The sequence below is a fragment of the Xanthomonas sp. DAR 34887 genome (assembly GCF_041245805.1).
Taxonomy (GTDB): Bacteria; Pseudomonadota; Gammaproteobacteria; order Xanthomonadales; family Xanthomonadaceae; genus Xanthomonas_A; species Xanthomonas_A tesorieronis.
The window spans coordinates 175,136-195,836 of record NZ_CP162490.1; the positions used below are offsets into that span (position 1 = coordinate 175,136).

Consider the following 20,701-nt stretch of genomic DNA (forward strand, 5'->3'; position numbering starts at 1 on the left):
CCGTTTCGGGGGAAGGTGCCCGCAGGGGCGGATGAGGTCTGTCGTTCGAATAAGCCGCGGAAAGCATCCTGCATCGCCATGTAGGCAGGCAGGCCGCCGCCTTCCTGCAGCCAGCTCCTAGACCGCCATGACCCCGCCATCGACGAACAGCTCGTGCCCGGCGACGAACCTGGCCGCGTCCGAGGCCAGGAACAGCACCGCCTCGGCAATCTCCTCCGAGCTACCGAGGCGGCCGAACGGGATCATCTGCTTGAAGGCATCCTCGGCGCCTGCGTTCCGCTCCAGATAGGTCTGCATCGCCGGCGTGTGGACCATGCCGGGTGAAATCACGTTCACGCGGATGCCGCGGTCCTTCAGGTCGGTGGTCCAGGTACGCGCCAGGGAGCGGATGGCCGCCTTCGTCGCGCTGTAAATGGACAGCCCGCCGATGCCCGTGCTGCCCGCCACGGAGCCGGCCAGGATCACGGCGCCACCGGTCGTCATCAGCGGCAGCGCCTTCTGCACGGTGAAGACGGTGCCCTTGACGTTGGTCGTCAGCAAGCGCTCCAGGTGCGCCTCGTCGATCTCGCCGAGCGCGGCGGACTCGGACACGCCGGCGTTGGCGAAGACGACATCCAGCCGGCCGTGATCCCGCTGGATGCGTGCGTACAGCCGGTCCATGTCCTGTGGCACGCCGACATCGCCCTGCACGCCCACGGCGCCGCGGCCGATCTCCGCCACGGCCGCGTCCAGCCGCTCCTGCCGCCGTCCGGTGATGTAGACCTGCGCGCCCTCGGCCGCGAACGCCTGCGCCGTCACCAGCCCGATGCCGTCGGTGCCACCGGTGATCGCGACGACCTTGCCCTCGAATCGATTGCTGCTCATCTCGTGCCCTTCTGTATAAGTGGAGGATTGCTCCACTTAGTATATGGAGGTAGCCTCCGTTTCCACAAGCCATGCCGAAAGAGCCCGCGTTGACGACCGATACCCCCTTGCGTGCCGATGCCCAGCGCAACCGCGAGCGCTTGCTCGCCGCGGCCGAGGAGGTGTTCCTGGAGCGCGGCGCCGAGGCGTCGATGGAAGACGTCGCCAAGCGCGCCGGTGTCGGCATCGGGACGCTCTACCGCCGCTTCCCCACGCGCGAGTCGCTGTTCGCCGCGGCCTACAGCGCGCGCTTCCTGTCGCTCGCCGCGGCCAGCCACGCACGCGCCGGCACGCTCGATCCATTGGCCGCGCTGCGCCTGTATCTGGAGGACCTGGTGCTGCACACCAGCGTCTACCGCGGGCTTGCCGCTTCGCTCGGCGCGATGCTGCAGAGCGGTACGCCGGGATGCGATGCCATCGGCAAGGAGGGACGGCGGCTGCTGCGGCTCGGGCAGAAATCCGGCGTCGTCCGCCGCGATGTCAGCTTCGACGATCTCGTCGCCGTGGCCATGGCGACCTCGCTGGTCACCGAGCAGCTGGAAAGGCCGAAGGCGCGCATCGCGCACCTGATCGGGCTGTTCCTCGGTGGGATCGAAGCGCGCGACTAGCTGCTGGGGGCGAGAGTCGCCCTTAGGCTATCCGCTGATAACCAATGCAGCGCAACACCGTGCGCGCGCGATGCCGGCCGAAACGCTCACGTCCCGTCCCGGGTAGCGGAAGACCCACGCCGCGAGCGCGCCGCGAAATAGCGCGTCGGCGAAAGCCCGAGCGTCTTCTTGAACATGGTGATGAACGCGGTGACCGACTCGTAGCCAAGGCTTTCGGAGACCCGCTGCACCGAGGCGCCAGCGGCGAGTTCGCGGATGGCCACGAGCAGATGCAGCCGTTGCCGCCAGCGCCCGAAGGACAGGCCAGTTTCGCTCGCGATCAGGCGCGTCAACGTGCGCTCTCCCAGCGCCAGGCGCTGCGCCCACTGGGCGATGGTGCTGCGGTCCGCCGGGTTCGCGGCCAGCGCATCGGCCAGCGCCCGCACCTTCGGATGCTGGCTGACCGGCAGCGATACGCGTTCGGCCGGCATCTGCACCAGTTCGTCCAGCAGCACGCGCGCCAGCCGATCGGTGTGCCCATCGCGCGGGGCGTCGAGCGGCGTGTCGGCCAGGTGCAGGATCATCTCCCGCACCATCGGCGAAATGGACAGCGTCACGCAGTGGTGCGGCAGGGCCACCAGGCCGGGCTCGACGAACAGGTAGCACAGCCGCGCATTGGCGGTGGCGCGGTTGCTGTGCGGCATGCCGCCGGGAATCCACACCCCGCACTGCGGCGGCACGATCCACAGCGCTCGTTCCACCTGGCAGGTCACGGCCCCGTGCAGGGCCAGGATCAACTGCCCCTTGCGATGCTCGTGCACCGGGATCTCGGCGGCGTGGTCGGCCACCTGCAGCCGGCTGGCGACGGCCGGCCGATCCGTTTCGTCCGGATCCAGATCGAAGCCCGGGAGCGCGACACGCGACATGCTCGGTTGACCGGTTTTAGCGAACTATTGTCATTCTAGCGAAATTCGGCGAGTGGGGCCGCTGCCTACGATGCGCCCCATGCAAACGCCGCACACCGTCTCCCTGCGCTCCTTCCTCTCGCGGCCGCTCGCGTTGCTGCAGGCGCCGGCGCTTCAGGCCGATCGAGAGGCCGCGCTGTTCTCGCTCAAATGCCTGGCCGCCGCGGTCCTGGGGTTGTACCTGTCGTTGCGGATCGGCCTGACCCGTCCGTTCTGGGTGATCGGCACCGTCTACCTGGTGTCGCAGCCGCTGGCCGGGGCGACGCTGAGCCGCGGCCTGTTCCGCCTGCTGGGAACGCTGGGCGGTGCGGTCGCCACGGTCGCGCTGGTGCCGCGCTTCGCCAATGCGCCGCTGCTGTTAAGCGCTGCGCTGGCCGCCTGGATGGGGTTGTGCCTGTACCTGGCGATGCTCGACCGCACACCCCGCGCTTACGCCTTCCTGCTGGCCGGCTACACCACCAGCCTGATCGGATTCCCCAGCGTGACGGTGCCCGGCGAGGTCTTCACCATCGCCATCACCCGGGTGCAGGAAATCGCCATCGGCATCCTGGCCGCCACGCTGGTGCATGGGCTGGTGCTTCCGCGCAAGGTCGCGCACCGCGTCCAGGCGCGGGTCGCGGCGATCCTGTCCGACGCCGAGCGCTGGACGCAGGACCTGCGTGCCGGCGCGCAAGACGCAGTGCTGGCGCAGGACCGCGCCAAGGCGGCGGTGGACCTGCTCGAGCTGCACACGCTCTCCATCCACCTGCGCTTCGAGAGCGCTTACGGCCCTGCGCAGGTCGAAATGCTGCGCGCGCTGCACGACCGGATGCTCGACGTGCTGATGCTGTCCAGCGCCGTGGACGATGCGATGGCCGAGCTGCGCGCATCGCAGCGCGGTGCGCAGGCCGCTGGCAGCGCCGAGCCGAACGGCTGGCACGAAGCGCTGCAGGCCACTCTGCGCGCAAGCCTGACCGAACTGGACACCGCACATCGCGATTGCCGCCTGCTGGAAGCCCGGTTGCACGCGGCCGACCCTGCCTGGCGCCAGCGGGTCCCAGCGCGGCTTGCGAAAAAGGCGCACGGCCACGTCCTGCACCGCGATCACCGCCTCGCGCTGCGCGCCGCGTTCGGCGCCTTCGTCGGCATCGTGCTGAGTTGCGGCGCATGGATCGCCACGGCCTGGTCCGACGGGGCGACGGCGGTCTCCATCGTCGGCACGGCGTGCCTGCTGTTCGGCACCACCGAGGCGCCTGCCGGCCATGTCATGCGCTATCTGCTCGGGTCGTCCATCGGCGTCGCCGTCGGGCTGCTCTACGGCCTGGCGATCTTCCCGCGCCTGTCCGATTTTCTCGGCCTGGCCATTGCCCTGGCGCCGGTGCTGCTGGTGTGCGGTTCGTTCCTGGCGCGCCCGCCGTTCATGATGGGCGCGCTGGGCGTGGTGCTGACCTTTCCGCTCATCGCAGGGCTGGGCGCGACCAACGCGACGAACATCGCGGGCGCGCTCAACAGCAGCGTGGCGCTGTTCGTGGGCACGGCCGCGGCGCTGTGCAGCATGCGCCTGTTCCAGACCATGGACACCAGCCGCAGCCGCGAGAGGTTGCTGGGATCGATCACGCGCGCCATCGCGCGCCGCGCGCACGGGCGTGGACGCAACTCCACCGAGTGGACCAGCCGCATGCTGGACCGGCTCGGGCTGCTGGTCCCCCGGTTACGCGGCGACCCGGATGCCGCCCACACCCTGCGCACCCTGTTTGCGGACATGCGCGCGGCCGGCGCCGTGGCCGAACTGCGTGCGCTGGGCAGAGTGCTGCGCGGGCAGGACGTGCGCGCCTGCCATGCCGAGGTGATCGACAGGGCGGCCGCGCATTTCCGCACCGGTGCCGCGCGCCGCCACGCAGTGGACGGACACCTGCTGGCCGCGCTCGAGCGCATGCGCGGTACGGTCGTCGCGGGCAACGAGCCCGAACGCGCACGCGTGTTCGCGCTGCTTTCGGATCTGCGGCGCGACCTGCTGTCGCCGCTGCTCGCCGAAAGGAACTGATGCGATGTTTTCCGACCTCTCCATCGATGGCGTCTTCGTCCCCGGCCTGCTGGCGGTGGCGCTGCTCGCGCTGGCGCTGTCGCTGCTGGCATCGAGACTGCTGGCAGGCCTCGGCCTGTACCGGCTGTTCGCCTATCGGCCGCTCGTGGGCCTGTCGCTGTTCGTGATCCTGGTGGAGCTGCTGATCCGGCTCGCACCCCTGCTCGAGAAATGAAATGAAGCACATGCTTGTCGTCATCGGACGCTGGAGCGCAACGCTCGCCGTCTTCGCCATCGCCGTCTGCGCCGCCCTGTCCATCTGGCACCGCTACGAACAGCGGCCGTGGACGCGCGATGGCCGGGTGCGCGCGGATGTGGTGCGCGTGGCCTCGGACATGGGCGGGCTGGTCACCCAGGTGCCGGTCCACGACAACCAACGTGTGCACGCGGGCCAACTGCTGCTGGTGCTGGACCAGCCCCGCCTCGCTGCCGCGCTGGAGAAAGCGGAGGCAGCGGTCAATAGCGCGCAGGCCGCGCTCGATCTCGCCCGCCGCGAATCGCTACGGGACAGCGCCCTGGGCGATCTGGTCGCGTCCGAAACGCGCGAGCGCAATGCGGCCAAGGTCGCCACGGAACGGGCGAACCTGGCGCAGGCCCATGCGGAGCGACGGGTCGCACTGCTGGACCTGCAGCGCACCGAGGTGCGTGCCACCACCGACGGCATCGTGACCAACCTCGACCTGCATCCGGGCGACTACCTGCAGCCCGGGACGCAGGCCATGGCCCTGATCGCCGCCGACAGCCTGCGCATCGAAGGCTATTTCGAGGAAACCAAACTCGCGTGCATCCGTGAGGGCGACACCGCCATCGCCCGGCTGATGGGCGACGGCCGCGAGGTGCGCGGGCACGTGGAGAGCATCGCCGCCGGCATTGCCGACGACCAACGATCGAGCACCCACAACCTGCTGCCCGCCGTCGCGCCGACGTATTCGTGGGTGCGGCTGGCGCAACGCATCCCGGTGCGCATCCGCATCGACGCCGCGGCGCCGCAAACCCGGCTCATCCTCGGCAGGACCGCGAGCGTGACCATTGCGCCGAGCGCGGCAGGGGCCTGCAAATGAAGCGCGCGCTGTTTCGCGCCGGCGCGATCGCGTTGGCGCTGTCATTGGCCGGTTGCGTGTCCGGCCCGGACTACCGCCTTCCGCCCGACGCGGTAGCGGCCGCCCCGGCGGCCAGGCGCGCATTCGTCTCCGGCCAGGATGCGGCGTTCGCAGCGGCCGAGCCGCCGGACCGCTGGTGGCAGCTGTACGACGATCCCAGGCTCGACGCTTACGTCGCCGAAGCGCTGCAGGCCAACACCGACCTGCGCAGCGCAGACGCCAACCTGCGGCGTGCCTCGGCGGCGGTGCTGCAGGCTCGCGCGCAAGGCGCGCTCGGCACCGACGTGGGCGCCTCGGCTACGCTGGCCCATGCCGGCGGATACACCGCCTCCGCGTCGTCGCCACAGGTATATGCGCTGGGCATCGACCTGTCCTATCCGATGGATCTGGCGGGCGGCATCCGCCGCGGCATCGAAGCGGCCAGCGCGGATGCGCAGGCCGTTGCGGCGGCGCGCGACCATGTCCGGGTGACCGTCGCCGCGGCGGTCACCCGCGCCTATGTCGGCACCTGCTCGGCCAATCTGACCCTGGCGGCCACGCAGCGGGTGTTGGAGACGCAGCGCGTCACCCTGGACGCCACCCGCAGGCTGGCGGCGGGCGGGCGCGGCACGGCGTTCGACGTGAGCCGGGCCCAGGCCGCGGTCGACCGCAGCGCGGCGGCGATCCCGCAGTTGGTGGCCGAGCGGCAGGCGGCCCTGTTCGAACTGGCCGCGCTGATGGGCCGGCTGCCGGCGGACGTTCCGCAGGACGTGACCGGCTGCCAGCAGCCGCCGCGTCTGCGCCAGGCCATCCCGGTCGGCGATGGCTGGCAACTGGTCCAGCGCCGCCCGGACGTTCGCGCCGCCGAGCGCCGCCTCGCGGCCGCCACCGCCACGATCGGCGTGGAAACGGCGAACCTCTATCCGCAGGTGAGCATCGGCGCCTCCGCGGGCATGGCGAACTCGCTGGGGAACCTGCTTAGCGGGGACAGCTTCGGTGCCACCTTCGGCCCAGTGCTGTCGTGGCGCTGGCCCAATCGCCGCCTGGCCAAGGCGCGCATCGATGCGGCGGGCGCCGACGCCGATGCCGCGTTGGCGGCGTTCGATGGCGCAGTGCTGCAGGCCTTGCGGCAGACCGAAACCGCGCTGTCCGCCTATGTGCAGCAGACCGGCCGCGAACGCAGCCTCGCCCAGGCACGCGACGCCGCTGCCCGCGCCAGCGGCCAGGCCGGGCGGCTGTATCGGTTCGGCAGGATCGGCTTCCTCGATGTGCTGTCCGCCGAGGCCGCCCTGGCCGACGCCGAATCGGCGCTGGCGGCATCGCGCGCGCAGCTGGTCGACCGCCAGGTGGATCTGTTCCTGGCGCTGGGCGGTGGCTGGTCGGATCCTGGGGCGCAGGACGGTCGGGCGCAAACGCGTCGATAGGCGTGATCCGCTGCTGGCGCAAGCGCCGGCCAGGATGTTTAAAGAGCACGACGATGCCGCGCTCATGCCGCGCGTCAGGCGCTGTCCAGAGGGTTCGTTCGACGTCGCAAGACCGTGCGCGGGGGAAGATGGCGACCGGCTGACGCGTGCACGCCAACGCCAGTTCCGGCACATCGTTAAATCAGCGCGGGAGCGCAAGCGCATGAAGCGCCTGCGTTCGCTGGCCGCGCGCTCACTTGGCCGGAACGCGCCGGTACTCGTCGCTGCCGGTGTTGAGGTGCCCATCGGCCTCGTCGATGGCGAAGTTCACTGTTTCGCCGTCGTTGGAGACCTGCAGCACGCCGTCCTTGTAGATGGCCGGGTAACTCTCGGTCTTGGGCTTGCGGGTGAAGAACCGCGGCGTGGTGTTGCGCACCATGAACGACTCGCCGTTGCGCTCGATGTCCATCGTCTCGTCCTGCGACTCCACGTTGACCCAGTGGCCGACGAACTTCTCGCCTTCCACCTTGGCGCAGCCGGTCATCAGCATCGCCGCGGCCAGCGCGGCACCCAACCACTTCGTCATGTCCCGTTCTCCGGCGTCGAAATTCGGGCGAGGATGCGGCGTCGCAGATGTACGGGAGGTCAAGATGCCGACAGGGCATTCGCCATGCCATCGGACTCCGCGGCACTGGACGAGAGGCGAAGCGGCCATCCTCCGTTCTCCGTGGCGAGCGCTCAGTCCTGCAGCCAATGCATGACCGCCGCGACGGTCGCGGCAGGATCCTCCTCGTGTGGCAGGTGCCCCAGTTCGCCGAAGGTCACCACCCTGCTGCCCACGATGTCCTCGAAAAACGCGGTTGCGTCCTGCAGCGGAATGACCGCATCGCGCTCCCCCCACAGGATGAGCGTCGGCGTCTTGATCCGGCGGATGTCTGCCGCGTCGGCCGACTCGCTCTGCCGCAGCGTCTCGCCCAGCGCCTTGCGGTTACCTTGCCGCAGCGTGACCTCGTAGTTGCGGTCGACGAGCGCCGCGTCGACCTTGCGGGGATCGCCATACATGCCGCGAACGCCGCGTTCCACCATCGAACGCGGCAGCACGTTCGACAGCATGGAACCCAGCGATGACCGCGCCATGCGCAGTCCGAACGGCAGCGGCGTGCGGCGCGGGTAACCGGCGGCGGCGACCAGCACCAGGCGATCCACGCGTTGCGGCGCGGCGAGCGCCACGTGCCACGCGACGCGCCCGCCGGACGAGTTGCCCGCGATCACGAGGCGCTGCACGCCGAGCGTGTCCAGCAGCCGCAGCACGAACGCCGCGGAGTGCGCCATGCCGTAGCGGTGGCGCGGGTCGGGCCCGGTCAGGCCGAAGCCCGGCCGGTCGAACCGGATCACGCGTCGGGTCGGCGATAGTCGCGAGGCCCAGCCATCCCAGGTGTGCAGGCTCGATCCCGTGCCATGCAGCAGCACGATGGGTGCGGGATCGTCGCGGGGTCCTTCGTCGCGCAGATGCACGCGCATGCCGTCCATCGCCACGAACTGGGAGGGCGGTTGCGCCCAACGCGCCGCGAGCGATTCCACGCTGCGATCGGGAGCCCAATGGCGATAGAGGAAGAGGCCACCCGCGAGCGGGATCAGCACCACCAAGGCCACGAGCGACAGGCCGAGCATGGTCCACAGATTGGCGGTCACGGAACCTCCCGATTGCACCAATGTCCGCCGCGCAGGGATGCACGGCAGGTGGTTCGAAAGTTCATTAGTATTCCGGCTTCGAGCGACTCGCCGGGAGGCTACGCAGATGCCGATCGCCCCACAAGAACGCACATGCGTGTTACCGAGCGCGGGCGCGCTTCCCGCCAGCGATGCGCCGTGCGCCGTAGCCGCGCGGCAGGTATTGGACCGGGTCGGCGACAAATGGAGCCTGTACGTCATCGCGGCCCTGCGCGAGCAGCCGCGGCGGTTCAACGAAATCCAGCGGATGCTCGATGGCATCTCGCACCGGATGCTGAGCTTGACGCTGCGCGGGCTGGAGCGCGACGGGCTGGTCACCCGCACCGTCTTCGCGACGGTACCGCCCGGCGTCAGCTACGGCCTGACCGAGCTGGGCCACACCTTGCTGGGCCCGGTGATGGGATTGGTCGCCTGGGCCAACGACAGCCGCGCGTTGGTCGCACAGGCACAAGCGGCGTTTGACCGAAAGGCAGCGACCGCTCGACTGCCGTAGAGGATGCAGCACGGCATGTCGGCCGATGGGCGCGCGTAGTGCAGCCACCACGCGGCCACAAGCATTTGTAGGAGCGGCTTCAGCCGCGACAGGCAAGCGTCAGGACCATCGCAACCACCGGAGTGGACGCATATCCATTGCCGAGGCGAGATCCCTGACCGCGTGGCTGTAACTGCACGCAGGCGGCGTGCGCGCCGAACGCACGGCGTTCAATGCTGGACTTGCTGCCGCGCCTCGATCAATTGCGCACGTTCGGGCCGATCCGCGCGCTGCGCCATGGCCAGCAGCTTCTGGAAATAGGCGTGAGCCTTGGCGTCGTCGCCGGCCTGCCTGGCGGCCGCGGCCGCGCCGTACAGCGACCAGAAGCGATTGGGCTCCTGCACCAGCGAGGTTTCGAACGCCGTCAGCGCGTCGGCCGGCTGTCCCTGCGCCAGCAACATCTCGCCCAGCATCTCCCGCGCGGGCGCCAGCGGCCCCGGCGTGACCGACGCGAGCTGAGTCGCGTCCTCCAGGTCGGCGGCCTGGCGCATGCCTGCCAGCGCATCGGCGACATGCCCTTGCTGCAGGGCCAGGATCGCGGCGACCTCGCGCCGCTGGATGTCGGTCTGCCCGGCCCAATAGTCCTCGCCCTGCTTGGCCAGGGTGGCGTGCAGCTGGTCCAGCGACGCCATCGCCGCGCGTGCGCCGGCGTCGTCGTTCAGATGCGCCGCGCCCAGGCCACGGGCGAAGTAGGTGATCGAATCGGCGTAAGGAAAGCGGCTCGGCACGGGATCGAGCTTGGCCGCCTGCGCCCAATCGCGGCGTTCCAGCGCGTAGCGCGCCGGAATCGCGGCGCGTGCGAAATAGGCGGCCGAGGCCGGCGCCGCGCCGTTCGCCTTGGCCGGATCGAAGCGCGCGAAGACCTGCGCCGAGGCGTCGGCCACTTGCGCGGCGGCCTTGTCCTGCCCGGTCTGCAGATAGGCGTAGATCATGTAATCGCTGGCGTGCAGCTCGTCGGCCGGCTGGCCCGCGGCCCGCGCCGACGCGGCCGAGCCCAGATTGGTGTCGATGGACGCCTGCCAGTCGCCGATCCGGGTGAAGGTATGCGACGGCATGTGCAGCGCGTGCGGCGTGGAGGGCGCGATCGCGTCATAGCGCTTCGCAGCTTCCGCGGCGCGCGCTGCCAACGCCGGCTCGTCGTAGGCGTGGATGATGTAGTGGGCCAGGCCGGGATGATCGGGATACCTGGCGAACAGGCGTTCCAGGATCGCGCCGGCCTTCAGCTGTTTCGCATAGGTCTTGTCGGCCGGATCGGCGGCCGCGGCCAGTGCCAGGGCGTAGAAGATGCGCGCCTCGGTGTCCTTGGGGTAGTCGGTAGCCAGCCGCTCCATCGCCTGCTCGTAGGCCAGGCTGCGCGCGTCCTGGTCCAGCCGGTCGGCATCCACATACAGATGCGCCACGGCCTCCAGATAGGCCCGCTCGCGCGGGGTTCCGGCCTGCAGCGCGCGTCCTGCGTTGACGGCCTCCAGGCCCTGCTGCAGTTGCGCGGGCGACTTGAAGCCGGCGAACGGATTGCTCCAACTGCTCAGCGCGATGCCCCAATAGGCGATGGCACAGCCGGGGTCGGCCTCCAGCACGGCGCGATAGCCGGCGATGGCCGGACCGAACTGGAAGGAGTGCATCAACGCCACCGCGCGATCGAACTGCGGCTGCGCCGCCGCATTGCACGAGGTCTGGAAGTGCGCGCGGCCCAGCCGCTCCATCGCGGCATGGTCGTGCATGGCCTCGTGCGCCGAGGCATCGGCCGCACCCAGCGCGGCCAGGAAAAACGCGGCGAGAAAGCGTGTGGCGTGCATGATCCCTGTCCAGTGAGAGACGGCGCTCGGCGCATCTTTCCCCTGTCCTGCAGGAAAGTCCATCGAGCAGCGTTTGGCGGGCGGCAGTGCTCGGACCCGGAGCGCACAAGGGCCACTGCTGCCGCATTGCCGCTACGTCAGAACCGGTGGCAACCGGTCACTGGAGGACACGCTACGGCAACGCAGCCCGGAGACGTGCGGCCAGCGCAATGCGCTGCTCGGTGGCGTAGCGCACTTTCTGCCCCCCATACAGCCCGTCGTTCGTGTAGCGCGGGAACACGTGCAGATGGTAGTGCCACACATCCTGATTGCCGGCCGGCCCATTGTGCTGGCGCGTGGAGATGCCTTCGCAGCCGAAAGCCGCCAGCATCGCGTGCGCCAGGCGCCGCGTGGCGCGGAAGACTTGGCGGCCCAGCTCGTCCGGCATGTCTAACACGTTCTCGTAGTGGGCACGCGGGATTACCAGGCAGTTGCCTTGAATGCCGGCGTAGTGGTGCGTGGGCACCAGGGCGTAAACGTTGGTGTCCACCAGGACAACGGCCGATTCCGGCGCAGGCGAGGGCAGCGTGGCGGCGATACCGCAGAACGGGCAGTCGTACCCGGGGGGAGCGTGCTGCATGAGGCCCAGCAACGAAGAGAACCCACTGTGGGGCGGGAGCGGATTCTGTGGCGCGCTTTGGCGACGCGTCAATCGGACAACCCGGCTGGTGGCTGGTGCCGATCGCCATATCGCTCGGGCAGTGGATGGTGGCCGGGAGAAGTGCACACTGCTCCCAAGCTTCGTGGCCTGGAAGCGGAACTACAGCCTGCCGGCCAAGCGTGCCATCAAGTCCATGCGTTCGTGAAAGATCGCCACGATCAACGCCGGGGCGTTCTCACGCGGCAGGCAGAAGACGTAGTGGTGTGCGCAGTGCGCCACCCGCAGCGCCGGATAGAGCGCGCCAAGCTCCCTGAACGATCCCTCACCCTTTGCGAGGCGAGCAATGCCCTGTTCCAGCTCAGCGATGTACCGGCGCACCTGCGGTTCGCCCCAGCGTTGCATGGTGTAGCGGACGACACTACGCAGATCGGCCTCGGCCGCCTCGGTGAGGACGTAGCCCTTGGTCAAGCGTGGCGGCCCTTGGCCAGTTCTTCATCGAGAATGTCGCCGACGCTCTTGGCGGACACCTTGCCCGCAAGTCCCTCTCCGATGCGCACGCCCAACACGGCTTTCAGTTCCTGCCACGTCTGATCGGCGTCCACATCGCCGGGGAATAAGCGTTCGAGCGCGTATTGCTTGATGGTCTTGCCCTGCAACGCGGCCAGCGCCTTGAGGCTCTGGTGCTGCTGATCGCTGAGATCGATGGTCAACCGGCTCATGGGGCCTCCAAAAACGCACAACCCCACATTAGCACATGGGCGTTGAGCGCCAGAGGGGGATGCGGGAATCGCCCACACCCTGGATGTGCAACCAGCGCTATGCCAGCATGCCCACGCGGAATTCACATCCAATAGCCAGGCAGGGGGCATGGCGATGCAGCAGGACAGGGAGCGTTGCGGCCGGGGCCGGCAGCGGGGATGCACAGTGGCGCGCCATGGCGCCGGCCGGTGCGGGCGGGGTGGCGCATGAACCGCACGTGGCTCGCCGCGCTGGAGCGGCTCGGCGTGGCGCAGGACGCCGACGAATCCACGATCAAGCGGGCCTATGCGCGCCTGTTGAAGCTGCACCGGCCGGACACCGACCCGGCCGGATTCCAGGCGCTGCACGAGGCCTATCAACAGGCCCTGGCGTGGCGCCGCCGATCCGGTGGCAGCGAGGAGCCGCGCGACGCCGTCGCGGTGATCCAGGAACCTGCCGCGCTGGAACAGGCGCCACTGCCGCGCGACGCCATGGGCGAAGTGCCGCTACCCCCAGCGCCATCGCCACCGGCGCCACCGCGTGCGCAGGCTCCCCGCGAGATGCCGCTGCCCACAGCGCCACCACGCCGGGAGGCGCCCTGCGATCCGCACGCAGTGGCCCTGGAGGTCGTCGCGCACGCCGTCGACGGCACCGCGGCCGCGCTGCAGCACTGGCTTGAGCAACATCCCGTGATGTGGTCGCTGGGCGACAAGGTGCGCGTGGGCCAGGCCGTGTTCGGCCTGCTGGAGCGGGAGCCCCAGCCCATCGAGAACACCCGATTCGACGTGCTGCAGCGGTTCTTCGAGTGGGATGCGCTCGGCGGCAACGTGGACCCGCTGCGCCTGGAAGACGCGCGCCACGACGCCCACCATGCCTGGGAACTGCGCCCCGATCCGGTGGAGGCGCTGGCCGACGCATTGAGCGCGATGGGCCCCGCCAATGTCCCCGCCTGGAGGCTGCGCAAGGACCTGCGCCAGCTCTCGCCCCCGTTCGCATGGCGCAGCGCCCTGTTCAATGCCATGCCGATCGGCGAGGCGGACCGCATCTGCGACCTGCTGGACTCGCTGCAGCGCGTGCCGGCCGGCACGCCGGTGCCGCCCATCGGCGAGCGCAACCGCGCGTTCTGGCGGGCCGCCGCCGATCCGGCCCGGCTCACCCTCGACCGGATTCTGGTCTACGCCGCACGCTGCCTGCTGGTCACCGCGATTCTTTCGTTCTTCGTCGTGCCGATCGCGGCCATCCGCAACGCATCCACCGTGTGGGATGTGCTGCGGCAAGCCGCGTTGGCCTGGGTGTACGTGAGCGCCGTGGTGGTCGCTTGTGCGGCGGCCGTCGAGTTCTGCCATTGGCAGGCATTGCCGGAAACCGCGGTGCGGCGCTGGCGCTGGGCGCATCTGCTGTGCATTCCTCTCCTGTCGGCAACTACCTTGTTGCTGGCCGACAGGCTCTGGTGGCCCATTCCCTGGGTAATGGCCATCGCCTTGCTGATCGTCGCGTGCATCCGCGGCTTCCAGCGGCACTACCTGAATCCGTTCCACCAACCCGTGTGGCGCGTGGCGCCGGTGCTGCTGCTGGTGTGCTTCGTCGCGCTCACGTCGCACGTGATCGAAATTCCGTTGGCCGCGGCGACGCTGTACTGGCTGTTGGATGCGGGGAGACAGCTGGTTCGGCAGCGTAAGCGTTTGGTGCGATCCGCCTAGCGGGCGGCTAGCTGAAAGTGGCGAGTGTGGCCCGCGTAAGTGCACACTGACCCCGGTTTCCGTTCGGCAGCATCAGCGTGCGACTCGATCTGCGTAGCGGACGAGCAGCTGAACGTGGCGGGGTCGTCTGCGTAAGTGCACTCTGACCCCAGTTTTCGCGGACCGCCCAAACCCTGGATGTGCAGCCAGCGCTATGCCAGCATGCCCATGCGGGATTCACATCCAATAGCCAGGCATGGGGGCATGGCGATGAAGCCATGGAATAGCGGAAATCAAAAAAAGGGGCTATTCATGGACCACGATAAGGCGGGCCGCCGTGAGCTAATGGTCAACGGGAGGCACGTTGGCTGGTTCGAGGCCACCGGTGATGAGGAAAATGATCTGCAGCTTGCGATAGCAAGGATCAAAGAGCTTGGTTACGAAGCACCGGATGTACCGCAGTGGATGCGGATACGTCAGCAAGCGATGGACTTTCGCGATGCATGTGGTCTGCTTATGAACTATGACCAGAACGAGCGTGCAAAGGAAAGGAGGCCGCTGTCAGTCCCCTACGTTGTCAACTCGGCTCTCTGCATCGAACTCTATCTTAAGGCTCTATCTTTGAGACACGGCCGCGAGCAGAGGGGCACGACCTTCTCAAGATACATGAGCGCCTCCCTTCCGGCGCCAAAATTGCTCTTGAGAGCAGTGTGAAGGGCGCCCAGCTTGAGGTTGACTACACAGGTAGCACGGACATCAGGGCGTTGCTTTTGGTAATTAAGGATAACTTCTCGGAATGGCGCTATCTGCATGAACATGAGCAGCTTGGCATGGTGTCTATGTCTCAGTTGCGCTTCCTGCGCGCTGTAATGCACCGAGCTTGCCTGAATTGATCCTGCTAGGTTCAGAATTTCGCAAAATGTACCTGCTTGTACATCGTCGGCACTATAGTTGTCGTCGCCGGAGTAATGTCAAGTTCCACTGATTGACCGTAGTGGGTTTGCTTGGGCCGACGCCATGTCGCAGTAAACATTGAGGAATAGCTCCTTATGCCATGGGGTTTCTACGCATGGGCACTAGCCTGTTTTCCGCGTGTCTCTCTCTCGGGCAGAATTGACGCGAGTAGCAGTCAGACAATGTAGCCAGCGCATCAAAACTGGTGATTTACCGTTTGCGCGCTATCTGCCAAGTCCCAAACTAGCTGTAACGGGGTCAGGCCCACTTATCAGTGGTCGTGGTGTGTTTGCGTGGCCCATGAGCGGGCCTGATGCCAGCAAAGCGGTGGGTCTTGGCCTCGACCATGGCGAGGAAGGCGTGGTAGCTCGTTCTCAATCGCGCGGCGGGTCCCATCGCAAAATGAACGATTGGTAGGAATCTTTGACCAATTGGGCAGCTTGGTGCGCTCGTTGATTTTGCTTGGGTTTGCCAAGCGTAACTGCCGCGCGCATTGCTAACCAAGCGAGAACGGCGACGTGAGGTACAAGCTCGAACATCTCTTCGGCTGTCGTCGATGCACCCACTGGCTCTTTGGTGCCATCCGTACGCTGGCGGGCGCGTCCACCGTAAAGCTGGACGACCTCCCTGCCACCGTGCACCATGCCATGCCACCCTTCGATTTCGGATTGCACGACTTGCGGGAGTCGGTCGCGTGGCTCAAGCTCGAAAGCCTCAGATACGATAATAGCGAGCTCCCCTGCTGGTAAGCGGATCTTCTTCCCAATTTGTCCAGGCCTTGGATGAAGGGACGTTCTTGACGGCATCTGGTTCTTTTCGAGGAAGTAGGCTACCTCGCCATCTGTTGCCGGTTTGGCGAAGAACGCACCCCGTAAGAGCGTCTCGACTAGTGGCCGGTAGAGCGTTAGGGCCGCAAAATGGCCATGTCCGGGTGCAGTAGCCAGCACATGACAGAAGCCCCAAGCTTGGTCGATCGCGGCCATCAACAGCGCAAGGGCCGTCCTGCCGCGCACGCTCTCTGGATACTCCACTGCGATCAGCGTATCGCGTGAAATATCGACTAGCCGCCGGGCTTGCGTGGCGCATTCCGCAAGTTCCTCCAGCGACCTCGACGGCGGGCCCCGCTGGTGCGCGAGAACTAATCGAATAGCATTTTCCAAGGTATTCATTCGAGTGGCCGGCGCTGAGTTCTCGTCGAATCGCGTGCGTTGTTTAGAGCTTGAAAATTAGTCTATTTGTGGTCAACTTTGTATTTCTGAGATAGTCCAGTGCCACTAGCAATGCGAGCAGCGTGACGCCAGCGTCCCTTCCTCATTTATGATCTTGCGGCTTTCACCGATTTTTCTGCCTTGGCTGCTTTTTCGAGTTGGGGAATATCGAATACGAGGACAGTCAAAGTGAGCTCGCGGTTGTCATCGGCTGGATGGCGTAGGACAAATCGATAACCCGATTCATGTTTCCAATTGAGTGTACGCTTGTGGTTCTGGTGCGCCTCGCTAGCAGTCCTGATCTCTTCAAGAACCTTACTCGTGTCCTTATTCTTGTTGAATATCAAGATTGCCGTCTTCGTATCTCGCCATGAAGAGTAGCCAAGCAATTGATCAATTGTATCTTGGTAGACTTTTGTGCCTTTCCAAAACTTGCACTCTCCTATAAAAGCGTTCTTACCATCGATCCGGAGCAAGATATCCGTCTTGCCCGCGGCATTGAACGTCTCGCCTGTTGCCTGCCCTTCGAACTGGCCGTTGAGCTGAACGAGGTAGTGGTCGCGCAGCGCTTCTTCACCCATTGTCGCGAATGTGGACGGACTGCGCTCCATCACCTGCGTCATACTTTGGACCACCTTGAGCACATGCTCGTAGTGTTCCATGCTCATGGTCGGTTCTGGCTCAAATGGCGCGGTGGACGCTCTGGGAAGTGTGGGCGCCACCTTCTTGCGGATTGCGGGAGCGGCATATGTCTTGGGCGCGTCCGTTCTTACCTTCAGTGGAATGCCTAGCGATGCAAGTCGGTTCTGGTTCTTTAGCAATCGTTCTTTGCGATCATCGATGACTTGGGTTGCTCTTGTAAGTAATTTCGCGTTGTGCGCGCGAATGTCATTGGTGACCCAATCGAGGTGTTGCTCAATCTCCTGAAGGCGGCGTTCGGCCATCACTTTGACATCCCTATCGGCGTCATGCGGGACTTCGAAGCTGATCGTAAGGACTCCTTCGCGAACGAATCCTGCAGGCGTTCCAGACAGAGTGAAAGTGCTCGGCTTGGCTTCAAATAGGTTGTGGTCGCCATCAAACGGGACCTCGATATCGATCCGCTGGCCTGGTATATAAAAGGGGCCACGGTGTTCGTCACTAAACCACCGGTTGCCGTCACGCGACACGTCTACCTGCACCTCGTGATTGCTTGCAGACCATTCTTCTCTGCGTAGGACTGGCGATTGCAACGAGTATTTCTCTTTGAAGTATGCTGCAAAATCTGCAGTCGGAGTGTTCAGGAGCTGGTTGGCATCGATGCCATCAATCTCAGATTCCATAGCGGCAGTCTGTTTGTCCAAGTGCTCGCGAAGATTAAATTTACGAAAAAGCGACCCATAGCGGTGATGCAGTGACATGACGTTGCCTCCAAGTAACGGGGTAAAGTAACAGGGTCAGGTTCACTTATCCGGTTCCTCGTCATCGCGGGAATTGACTGCAGCCAAGGAAGGCCTCCCCCCGTGCGCCTGTAGGTCCGCTGTGCCACGTCACTCCCGTACTGCCGGCACGCGCGCGCTTGAGGGGCAGCGCCGATCGCCGGGACAAGCATCGGCTCGATCCGGGAGTTGAGAGATGCCCCGTCCGCGCCGCCGCGTTGCGCTGCTTGGATCATCTTTAGCAAGCGCTCACCACCGATCAGCTCGATTGGCTTGCCCTGTGCAAACCGTGTTGCCTCTTTCACGCTGTAGCCCTGGTGGCGGTAGGCTTCGCCGACGAGTAGCTCGAATTGGCGCGAGCCGCCGGCGGCAAGGCTTTCCAGGGTGGTACGGGTGTCCAGCAGGCGACGGCGATGGCGCGCGCCGAGGAAGGAGAAGAGCGCAGAGATCCAACAGACGATCAGCACGATCCACGCAAGCGGCGCGAGCGTGTTGTCCGCGTGTTGCGCGATGCCTTGTGCCAGCATGCCGCCGTGCTGGGAGAGCCACCATGCGAGTCCATAGCGCACGGCAAGAAAGCCAGCTATGCCCACCGCTAACCCAAGCGGCCACGGCAACGCAGCCAGCGCATCAAAAGCGGTATTTCCCCGTTTGCGTCCCATGCGACCCCCGTCCCAGAACCAAACATAGCGCCAGAATCAGCAGCTGTCCGCCTGGCGATTGCGTCGTCTACGAAACGAGACGCGAGGTGCTTCAGGGCAGCGGTCGAGCAGACGGCCCCGGTTCGAGGTTACGGTCACGAGGGTCATTGCGCGGCTGAAGCTCCCAGTGAATATCTGTTTTTTGGATATCAAAAAGAGCGCGCTACGGTGGTTATGCGGACGACCCGTCCGCCTACGTCAGGACGGATGCCATGACGACTTCGAAATCCCGCCGGACCACTGCTCCACGGCACACCCCACTAGCAGCCAAGCAGCAGACGCAGGAAGATCGCTTCACCTTCGGCGTCACCCTGCAGCAGCTCGATCAGTTCCACGCGCTGTTGCGCGCAATCACCGCGCAGAGCGACATGGTGGCGGTGTGCAGCGCTGCGCCGCTGGACGACAAGAGCGTGTCGATTCTGGGCGAGAGCATCTTCACTGCCGCCCGCGCGGTGCGCGGGATCGTGGACGAGATCCACGCACAGCGGCTGGGCGGCGATGGCCTGGTGCCGGCATCGCATGGGGAGCAGCGCCATGCGTAAGTCTCTCTCCCGCACAGCCACGGCTCCGCGTAAGCGTGCGCCACACCAGCCAACGGAATTTCGCGAGTGGACCATCGTCGAGCCGACGCTCACGCCGATACTGACGCCCAAGCAGATCGCCGCCGAACTTGCCGCGGAGGCGGCGCGAAAGCCGCGCGCACTGCGCCGCACGCGTCCGCCGCAGCGCTGCAAGATGGGCTACGGCTATTACCCGGCGAGCAACCAGGTGGTGCCGTCGCTGCGCCTGCGCGGGCGCTGGTTGGAACAGCTGGGCTTCGCCATCGGCAGCACGCTGTGCATCGAGGTGCGCGCCGGCGAGCTGGTGGTGCGTGTGGCTGGCGCGGATTAACGCGGTAGGCGGCCATTGGGTGCAAGGCCGCCCACGCGGTTGGCATGAGGGGCATGTAGGAAATCGGGTTGCGAGTGTCCCCCGCGCCCTCGCCAAGCCCTCTTCATCTCCGCCCGCGCCCCGACCGCACTTACATGCTAGCGTTCCGCTGCCGAGAGCAGGCTGGCCACAGGAGCGGGCATGCAGGTCAATCCGATACGCGGAGGTGTCGCGGTGCCGCGCGGCAAGCCTGCCGCCCGAGTGGTGTGGGCGCTGCTGTGGCTCGCGCTGGCTGCGTTCGCGGCCGAGTTCGTCCGCCATGTCTATCTGAAATACGCGGCGCTGGATTCGCCGGCTTATGCCATGTTCCTCACCCGCCGCGGCTGGCTGTGGTGCCACCTGGGCGGCGGTGCTACAGGCATCGTGCTCGGCACCCTGCAGTTCGCCACGCAGCGCTGGCGCCGCCATACGTGGGTGCATCGCTGGGTGGGGCGCGCCTATTTCGCCGGGATGCTGGTGGCGATGCTGGGGGCGACGGCATTGATCGCCACGTCGCCGGCGCCGATGCCGATCCGCGTGGCCTTCGCGGCGACGGAAGCGGCGTGGCTGGTGGTGGCGTCCGTGGGCTTGCTGGCCATCCGCCGTGGGCAGGTGGCGCTGCACCGGCGCTGGATGGTGCGGGCGTATCTGGTGACGCTGGCGCCGGTGGTGTTCCGCGTCGCGCTCTATGGTGCGGTCAGTGCCGGCATGGCGCCTACGCCGAACACGATCGCGTTGTTGTTGTGGGGCAGTTGGGCGGTGCCGCTGCTGGTCTATGCGCTGGGCCGGTGGCTGGCCGATGCCGCAAAACGGGGCACGCCAACAACCGCGGCCCCGGCGGGGACCGGCGTCGGCATGGACGCCGGCTGAAAAGCGCCGAGGTGTCGAGCACCGCGGCCGGTACTTCCCGCAGAGAAGCGTGGGCGGGTGTTACCGCACTTTGTACAGCACCGCCGCGCCCGGCTTGGGTTCGAACATGGGCACGGTCTGCTGCTTGAGAGCGGTGCCCTTGGCGTCCCACACGAGGGTTTCGGCGGGGTATTCCTCGTTGCGGGTCATGGTGTCGATCTGCTTGACGATCACCGTGGAGCCGGCTTTTACCTCGGGGTTCCAGGCGAATACGCCGAACCTGCCGTAGAACACGGCCGGCGCATCGGCGTCGAGGCGGCGGTCGGGGCACATCACCAGGCCGCGGTCGAGCATCACGCGCAATGCGCCGACAGGAACGGCTTTGACGGTAGGTGCGGTGCGGTCGGTGCTGTGGCCGGGGCAGACATTGGCCGAGCGCAGCAGCATGTCGTCGACCACTTGCCGGTCGGACTGGGCGAAGGCCGGCAGGGCGGCGGCGGACAGGGCGAGCAGTGCGACAGTGGACTTCCAGTGCATGTGACACCTC

General features: G+C 66.6%; 22 protein-coding genes and 1 pseudogene. 11 read left to right on the forward strand and 12 right to left on the reverse strand.

Annotation, left to right across the window (positions count from 1 at the left end; genetic code table 11):
* Positions 1–117 precede the first annotated feature (117 nt).
* Entirely contained in the window at positions 118–864 is a 747-nt protein-coding gene (locus AB3X08_RS00800; protein WP_369935535.1) for an SDR family NAD(P)-dependent oxidoreductase, read from the reverse strand.
* A gap of 89 nt (positions 865–953) precedes the next feature.
* Between AB3X08_RS00800 and AB3X08_RS00805 the strand changes: the two genes are divergently transcribed.
* Positions 954–1,511 carry a TetR/AcrR family transcriptional regulator gene (locus AB3X08_RS00805; RefSeq protein WP_369935537.1) on the forward strand — a complete coding sequence of 186 codons (558 nt, stop codon included), beginning with the start codon at positions 954–956 and terminating at the stop codon, positions 1,509–1,511.
* 86 nt (positions 1,512–1,597) lie between these two features.
* Here AB3X08_RS00805 and AB3X08_RS00810 read toward each other — a convergent pair whose 3' ends face one another.
* Positions 1,598–2,287 (reverse strand): AraC family transcriptional regulator, encoded by a 690-nt coding sequence (locus AB3X08_RS00810; protein ID WP_369935539.1) that lies wholly within the window; start codon positions 2,285–2,287, stop codon positions 1,598–1,600.
* 208 nt (positions 2,288–2,495) lie between these two features.
* Between AB3X08_RS00810 and AB3X08_RS00815 the strand changes: the two genes are divergently transcribed.
* From AB3X08_RS00815 to AB3X08_RS00830, 4 genes are read left to right on the forward strand one after another with little or no spacing between them, the layout of a single operon-like run.
* Positions 2,496–4,478, forward strand: a complete 1,983-nt coding sequence (locus AB3X08_RS00815; protein WP_369935541.1) for an FUSC family protein — start codon at positions 2,496–2,498, stop codon at positions 4,476–4,478.
* A 4-nt stretch (positions 4,479–4,482) separates the two neighbouring features.
* Entirely contained in the window at positions 4,483–4,692 is a 210-nt protein-coding gene (locus AB3X08_RS00820) for a DUF1656 domain-containing protein (protein ID WP_369935543.1), read from the forward strand.
* Between the two features lies 1 nt (position 4,693).
* Positions 4,694–5,578, forward strand: coding sequence for a biotin/lipoyl-binding protein (locus AB3X08_RS00825; RefSeq protein WP_369935545.1), 885 nt, complete (start codon positions 4,694–4,696; stop codon positions 5,576–5,578).
* Positions 5,575–7,020, forward strand: a complete 1,446-nt coding sequence (locus tag AB3X08_RS00830; protein WP_369935547.1) for an efflux transporter outer membrane subunit — start codon at positions 5,575–5,577, stop codon at positions 7,018–7,020. Before AB3X08_RS00825 ends, AB3X08_RS00830 begins: the two co-directional genes overlap by 4 nt.
* Before the next feature lie 232 nt (positions 7,021–7,252).
* Here AB3X08_RS00830 and AB3X08_RS00835 read toward each other — a convergent pair whose 3' ends face one another.
* Together AB3X08_RS00835 and AB3X08_RS00840 are read right to left on the reverse strand one after the other, a co-directional pair.
* The gene (locus AB3X08_RS00835) at positions 7,253–7,585 is read right to left on the reverse strand and encodes a hypothetical protein (protein ID WP_369935549.1); all 333 of its coding nucleotides are present in this window, start codon (positions 7,583–7,585) and stop codon (positions 7,253–7,255) included.
* 152 nt (positions 7,586–7,737) lie between these two features.
* On the reverse strand, positions 7,738–8,691 hold the full coding sequence (locus AB3X08_RS00840; RefSeq protein ID WP_369935551.1) for an alpha/beta fold hydrolase: 954 nt from the start codon (positions 8,689–8,691) through the stop codon (positions 7,738–7,740).
* A gap of 106 nt (positions 8,692–8,797) precedes the next feature.
* On the opposite strand from AB3X08_RS00840, the gene AB3X08_RS00845 reads away from it, so the two are divergent.
* Complete coding sequence (locus tag AB3X08_RS00845; RefSeq protein WP_369935554.1) at positions 8,798–9,223, forward strand: winged helix-turn-helix transcriptional regulator; 426 nt, start codon at positions 8,798–8,800, stop codon at positions 9,221–9,223.
* Between the two features lie 209 nt (positions 9,224–9,432).
* Here the strand turns inward: AB3X08_RS00845 and AB3X08_RS00850 are convergent, their stop codons facing one another.
* The 4 genes from AB3X08_RS00850 to AB3X08_RS00865 all read right to left on the reverse strand — a co-directional run bounded on the left by AB3X08_RS00850 (position 9,433) and on the right by AB3X08_RS00865 (position 12,417).
* The gene (locus AB3X08_RS00850) at positions 9,433–11,058 is read right to left on the reverse strand and encodes a hypothetical protein (RefSeq protein WP_369935556.1); all 1,626 of its coding nucleotides are present in this window, start codon (positions 11,056–11,058) and stop codon (positions 9,433–9,435) included.
* A 172-nt stretch (positions 11,059–11,230) separates the two neighbouring features.
* Positions 11,231–11,677 carry an HIT family protein gene (locus tag AB3X08_RS00855; RefSeq protein ID WP_369935558.1) on the reverse strand — a complete coding sequence of 149 codons (447 nt, stop codon included), beginning with the start codon at positions 11,675–11,677 and terminating at the stop codon, positions 11,231–11,233.
* A 180-nt stretch (positions 11,678–11,857) separates the two neighbouring features.
* Positions 11,858–12,166, reverse strand: a complete 309-nt coding sequence (locus AB3X08_RS00860; protein WP_369935560.1) for a type II toxin-antitoxin system RelE/ParE family toxin — start codon at positions 12,164–12,166, stop codon at positions 11,858–11,860.
* The gene (locus tag AB3X08_RS00865) at positions 12,163–12,417 is read right to left on the reverse strand and encodes an antitoxin (RefSeq protein ID WP_369935562.1); all 255 of its coding nucleotides are present in this window, start codon (positions 12,415–12,417) and stop codon (positions 12,163–12,165) included. The genes AB3X08_RS00860 and AB3X08_RS00865 overlap by 4 nt, the downstream gene beginning before the upstream one ends.
* A gap of 246 nt (positions 12,418–12,663) precedes the next feature.
* Between AB3X08_RS00865 and AB3X08_RS00870 the strand changes: the two genes are divergently transcribed.
* Together AB3X08_RS00870 and AB3X08_RS00875 are read left to right on the forward strand one after the other, a co-directional pair.
* Positions 12,664–14,136, forward strand: coding sequence for a J domain-containing protein (locus tag AB3X08_RS00870; RefSeq protein ID WP_369935564.1), 1,473 nt, complete (start codon positions 12,664–12,666; stop codon positions 14,134–14,136).
* Between the two features lie 291 nt (positions 14,137–14,427).
* Complete coding sequence (locus AB3X08_RS00875; protein ID WP_369935566.1) at positions 14,428–14,829, forward strand: hypothetical protein; 402 nt, start codon at positions 14,428–14,430, stop codon at positions 14,827–14,829.
* Between the two features lie 614 nt (positions 14,830–15,443).
* On the opposite strand, the gene AB3X08_RS00880 is transcribed toward AB3X08_RS00875, so the two are convergent.
* The 3 genes and pseudogenes from AB3X08_RS00880 to AB3X08_RS00890 all read right to left on the reverse strand — a co-directional run bounded on the left by AB3X08_RS00880 (position 15,444) and on the right by AB3X08_RS00890 (position 18,357).
* A complete protein-coding gene (locus AB3X08_RS00880) occupies positions 15,444–16,238 on the reverse strand; it encodes a hypothetical protein (RefSeq protein ID WP_369935568.1) in 795 nt (264 codons plus the stop codon).
* Positions 16,239–16,384: 146 nt separating this feature from the next.
* Entirely contained in the window at positions 16,385–17,677 is a 1,293-nt protein-coding gene (locus AB3X08_RS00885) for a hypothetical protein (protein ID WP_369935570.1), read from the reverse strand.
* Between the two features lie 61 nt (positions 17,678–17,738).
* A pseudogene (locus AB3X08_RS00890) lies at positions 17,739–18,357 on the reverse strand (restriction endonuclease).
* A gap of 251 nt (positions 18,358–18,608) precedes the next feature.
* On the opposite strand from AB3X08_RS00890, the gene AB3X08_RS00895 reads away from it, so the two are divergent.
* The 3 genes from AB3X08_RS00895 (at position 18,609) to AB3X08_RS00905 (ending at position 20,175) form a co-directional block, all read left to right on the forward strand.
* The gene (locus AB3X08_RS00895; RefSeq protein ID WP_369935573.1) at positions 18,609–18,938 is read left to right on the forward strand and encodes a hypothetical protein; all 330 of its coding nucleotides are present in this window, start codon (positions 18,609–18,611) and stop codon (positions 18,936–18,938) included.
* A complete protein-coding gene (locus AB3X08_RS00900; RefSeq protein WP_369938633.1) occupies positions 18,931–19,287 on the forward strand; it encodes a SymE family type I addiction module toxin in 357 nt (118 codons plus the stop codon). Before AB3X08_RS00895 ends, AB3X08_RS00900 begins: the two co-directional genes overlap by 8 nt.
* Positions 19,288–19,467: 180 nt before the next feature.
* The gene (locus AB3X08_RS00905) at positions 19,468–20,175 is read left to right on the forward strand and encodes a DUF2306 domain-containing protein (RefSeq protein ID WP_369935574.1); all 708 of its coding nucleotides are present in this window, start codon (positions 19,468–19,470) and stop codon (positions 20,173–20,175) included.
* Positions 20,176–20,235: 60 nt separating this feature from the next.
* Here the strand turns inward: AB3X08_RS00905 and AB3X08_RS00910 are convergent, their stop codons facing one another.
* Positions 20,236–20,667, reverse strand: coding sequence for a hypothetical protein (locus tag AB3X08_RS00910; RefSeq protein WP_369938636.1), 432 nt, complete (start codon positions 20,665–20,667; stop codon positions 20,236–20,238).
* Between the last annotated feature and the right edge of the window lie 34 nt (positions 20,668–20,701).

Excerpts from the sequence above, each read along its gene's own strand:
- AB3X08_RS00800 (WP_369935535.1), bottom strand. The coding sequence starts at position 864 with ATGAGCAGCAATCGATTCGAGGGCAAGGTCGTCGCGATCACCGGTGGC.
- AB3X08_RS00815 (WP_369935541.1), top strand. The coding sequence starts at position 2,496 with ATGCAAACGCCGCACACCGTCTCCCTGCGCTCCTTCCTCTCGCGGCCG.
- AB3X08_RS00820 (WP_369935543.1), top strand. The coding sequence starts at position 4,483 with ATGTTTTCCGACCTCTCCATCGATGGCGTCTTCGTCCCCGGCCTGCTG.
- AB3X08_RS00825 (WP_369935545.1), top strand. The coding sequence starts at position 4,694 with ATGAAGCACATGCTTGTCGTCATCGGACGCTGGAGCGCAACGCTCGCC.
- AB3X08_RS00830 (WP_369935547.1), top strand. The coding sequence starts at position 5,575 with ATGAAGCGCGCGCTGTTTCGCGCCGGCGCGATCGCGTTGGCGCTGTCA.
- AB3X08_RS00835 (WP_369935549.1), bottom strand. The coding sequence starts at position 7,585 with ATGACGAAGTGGTTGGGTGCCGCGCTGGCCGCGGCGATGCTGATGACC.
- AB3X08_RS00845 (WP_369935554.1), top strand. The coding sequence starts at position 8,798 with ATGCCGATCGCCCCACAAGAACGCACATGCGTGTTACCGAGCGCGGGC.
- AB3X08_RS00850 (WP_369935556.1), bottom strand. The coding sequence starts at position 11,058 with ATGCACGCCACACGCTTTCTCGCCGCGTTTTTCCTGGCCGCGCTGGGT.
- AB3X08_RS00855 (WP_369935558.1), bottom strand. The coding sequence starts at position 11,677 with ATGCAGCACGCTCCCCCCGGGTACGACTGCCCGTTCTGCGGTATCGCC.
- AB3X08_RS00865 (WP_369935562.1), bottom strand. The coding sequence starts at position 12,417 with ATGAGCCGGTTGACCATCGATCTCAGCGATCAGCAGCACCAGAGCCTC.
- AB3X08_RS00870 (WP_369935564.1), top strand. The coding sequence starts at position 12,664 with ATGAACCGCACGTGGCTCGCCGCGCTGGAGCGGCTCGGCGTGGCGCAG.
- AB3X08_RS00875 (WP_369935566.1), top strand. The coding sequence starts at position 14,428 with ATGGACCACGATAAGGCGGGCCGCCGTGAGCTAATGGTCAACGGGAGG.
- AB3X08_RS00880 (WP_369935568.1), bottom strand. The coding sequence starts at position 16,238 with ATGAATACCTTGGAAAATGCTATTCGATTAGTTCTCGCGCACCAGCGG.
- AB3X08_RS00885 (WP_369935570.1), bottom strand. The coding sequence starts at position 17,677 with ATGTCACTGCATCACCGCTATGGGTCGCTTTTTCGTAAATTTAATCTT.
- AB3X08_RS00895 (WP_369935573.1), top strand. The coding sequence starts at position 18,609 with ATGACGACTTCGAAATCCCGCCGGACCACTGCTCCACGGCACACCCCA.
- AB3X08_RS00900 (WP_369938633.1), top strand. The coding sequence starts at position 18,931 with ATGCGTAAGTCTCTCTCCCGCACAGCCACGGCTCCGCGTAAGCGTGCG.
- AB3X08_RS00905 (WP_369935574.1), top strand. The coding sequence starts at position 19,468 with ATGCAGGTCAATCCGATACGCGGAGGTGTCGCGGTGCCGCGCGGCAAG.